We start from the raw sequence: 3,132 nt of genomic DNA on the forward strand, positions 1-3,132 counted from the left end.
GCCGCGATAGGTAAATGTGATCCGTATTTTTCCATTATGCAGCTCAACGCCGGTTGGAAAGTCCATCATGCATCCTGTACTAATTGGTTAATCTTTGGATAGTTGTACCAAAGCAGACCTTTAGAATTGTCAGTTTCCCCGAGAGCTGTCAGATGTTTGAAATGCACGCCTTCGATCCACAAATTCAACCGATAACTTTTAATTTGTCTTTCCGACAAGCCAGTCTTTTCTGTTAGTCGCGCTTCAACCATCCACTCTTCGCTGAAAATGAGTTGCGACATACATAACTCCGATGCCGCCAGCCACAACAGTACATGCTGCAGCTGGCTGTAAGTGAAAACCTAAAATCAGTTTTTTGTCAGGCGCTGCCAGATTGCAGATACGTATTTGACCTGATGCCGGGCGTCAGAAAGCGCATTGTGCATGTCGCCTTCAAATGGGATGTCGAAGCGCGGGTTGATACCGACAGATTTACCCAGTTCAACCATGGTCCTTGCGTCCCTGTCATTCCAGAACGGAACAGCGAAGGGAGTCTCTGTTAATGCATATGCGCGGCGGAGAATGACGTTATCAAACGAGCATCCATTACCCCACAGCTGAACAGTGTGACTACCGTTAGCAGCATTTTCAGCAATGAAGTCAGCCAGTAGTTCAAGGGTTTCACGCAGCCCCATGGCCTCATCAACCAGAATTGCAGAGCGGGCTTCAGATGATTGTTTCAACCACCACTGAATTGTTGACGCATCCGGTTTCATGCCAAACGACATCGATGATTCAAGACTGACAACCTGGTAAAATTCGGCACCAGTGTTACCAGTTGAAGGATCAAAATATACGGCGCCGATAGAGACTATTGGTGCATCAGGACCGCTGCCCATAGTTTCCAAATCAACCATCAGGTGAGTATAAAAAGCGTTCAGGTGATCCGTATCTATATGGTGAACGGGTTCATTATTCAGGGACGCTGGAGGCTCACCAGTTGCATCAGTGCTTTCAACTGGCAAAGCTGCTGCTTCGCCCTGAGGCACATCAGGATTGGCTTTGATTTCGCTGTTGTCAGTTTTTTCCATCTGCACATCGTTGGTGGTTTCCTCGGTATTGGCTTGATGTAATTTTTCTTCGACGGCGCGCTGGCGTACTTGGTCTACGACAGAAAGCGCTGGCGCCGGCTGGTTACCCATCAGGCCATCAATGGAGAAAACACCGTTGCCCATGTTGGCGATTTCTGGTTGCTCGGCTATTGCCTTCTGTTCAGCTGTGGACTTCTCTTTAATCTCGTTTTCCCAGCTTTTTTCTGGTACGTGACCGGCTGCCGCCAGGGTTTCTTCAGTTGGGTGCTGGTGGTCGGTTTCAGTCAGGTTTTTGTTGATGTAACGGCTCAGCAGTTCCGGGAAATGGTGAGTGTTTTCTTCTGCACTACGAATAAGCGCGAAAATAGCTGCGCGGGAATAATCCAGGATGCCAGCGCGTTTGCGCAGGGCGGCGGACCACTCTTTGAACGGACTTTCGTTTTTAGAAATGATCTCTTTTGCACGACGGAAAACGCCACCAGGAATATCGTAGATGTTGAAATCCATTGGAAGTGTGGCCAGCGCAATATCAATGTCCAGAGTATCCAGCGTGTGGACAAGTTGCGGGTTGCGATCGGTCTTATTGCCTCCACCAGCGTTGGTTCCGGAGTCAGTGCGCTGAATCTGCGACACACGATTGCCCTTACACCACTCTTTAACCAGCAGCCCACGGTCAATGTGTTCAGTGTTGAACCAGGCCTTAAAGAACTGGATAACGGTGACCAGATCAACCCGTTTTCCATCAACCGGAAAAACGGTTTTCAGCGCGCTGACAATCTTCCAGGTATCGATCTCTGGCGCTTTCCTGAATGGTTCTACATTCTCGGCGGCAAGCAGCAGGTTCTGCACATAGCTGTTATCTACATCCAGCTCGAGTTCCTGAATGGTTTTCTTCTGCTCAGTATCAATATGGTAAGCATATTCTTCAGAAATAAACTGAGCTAAGAGGCGCTGGCGTAGCGGCAGAGTCGCAACGGTAATAAGCTCTGGCGTTACAGGTGGAGTGGTATGTTCATCACCCGCAACTCTTGCTTTCTTATCGTTAACCCACTCCTGAACGGTAAGAGTCCGCTTTTCTGGTTCTTCAATCCATTCGGTAATAAATTGCTCAAATGAAGCAACGGTATAGACCTGCTCACGGTCGAAGACTTCTTTTACTGCGCTTGCCAGCTTCCACTCGACATGAGCAGAAAGCTCTTTCACAGCCGGCACATTCGCAACGGCCAGTAACAGGTTTTGTACATAGAGATCATTTTCGTCCAGTTCCATTTGCCCGATCTGGATGTGCTGCGCTTCACTGATTTCCTTATCTTCAGAGTCATTAACCAGGTGCGCAATCAGTCGCTGAGACAGGCGTAAGCGAGATATAGGGCGGAGCAATGCTGGTGCATCGCTGGTGGGGACATTGGCACTGGTAGTTTCAGGTGTTTGCTGGCCGGAAGTCTCCAAATTTTCATTAGCAGGCTTCTGTTTCGGTTGCCACGTCTGCTGGTCTTCTGCCAGTTCGTAACGATCGCACCATGTGTCATCAAGTGTGCTTTCCTCAGGAAGATCGTCAACAACAAACCAGTTGGTGCGGACAGGTAATTGATAGTCGGCGCCACGACCGACGGCAATATCGCTGTCTTCGAGAATATTGAGGATTTCTCGTTCTGCACGGGAATCTGATTTCGCAGAGAACCAGCAAAACAGGTTTTTTGCCTCAGTTGCTTTCGCTTTGGCTTTAATAAGATACGCATACGTTAACATTGCGTTCGGGCTCCGTAGGATTGTAAGATACCCGGCAGCTGATGATCGCCGCCTAAGGTAGTGGTTATTGGTCAAAACTCGTTCCGGAAAGCTTTGGTCGGCTGACCGGGTACTTAACCCGCCTTGCGCGGGTTTTGTGCTTTATGGGGTAGGGGATTTTCCCTGCGCCAGCTGTGCGACGGGGACCCACTCCAGAGCATTCAGCACAGGCTCAAATGAATCAGGCGTGTGAGTAACGGCGCGAACGACGTCAGCCACGCTGGGGTTTGCTTTGCTAAGGTGATACCCGCCACCAGCGCCACGCTGGCTGGTG

3 protein-coding genes are annotated in these 3,132 nt (G+C 49.6%); all 3 read right to left on the bottom strand.

Annotation, left to right across the window (positions count from 1 at the left end):
• On the bottom strand, window positions 1-66 hold a 66-nt coding region (locus tag FDW94_RS24600; protein WP_349290474.1), incomplete at its 3' end, for a DUF3596 domain-containing protein.
• A complete protein-coding gene (gene xisR, locus FDW94_RS21260) occupies window positions 66-281 on the bottom strand; it encodes an excisionase family protein (protein WP_032943036.1) in 216 nt (71 codons plus the stop codon). The genes xisR and FDW94_RS24600, both read right to left, overlap by 1 nt.
• A gap of 66 nt (window positions 282-347) precedes the next feature.
• Window positions 348-2,819, bottom strand: a complete 2,472-nt coding sequence (locus tag FDW94_RS21265; RefSeq protein WP_137378217.1) for an exonuclease — start codon at window positions 2,817-2,819, stop codon at window positions 348-350.
• Between the last annotated feature and the right edge of the window lie 313 nt (window positions 2,820-3,132).

Source organism: Citrobacter sp. wls757 (genome assembly GCF_005280935.1).
Classification (GTDB): Bacteria; Pseudomonadota; Gammaproteobacteria; order Enterobacterales; family Enterobacteriaceae; genus Citrobacter; species Citrobacter portucalensis.

Bases quoted from the DNA above. Each gene is read 5' to 3' on its own strand.
- FDW94_RS21265 (WP_137378217.1), bottom strand. From the start codon at position 2,819: ATGTTAACGTATGCGTATCTTATTAAAGCCAAAGCGAAAGCAACTGAG.
- xisR (WP_032943036.1), bottom strand. From the start codon at position 281: ATGTCGCAACTCATTTTCAGCGAAGAGTGGATGGTTGAAGCGCGACTA.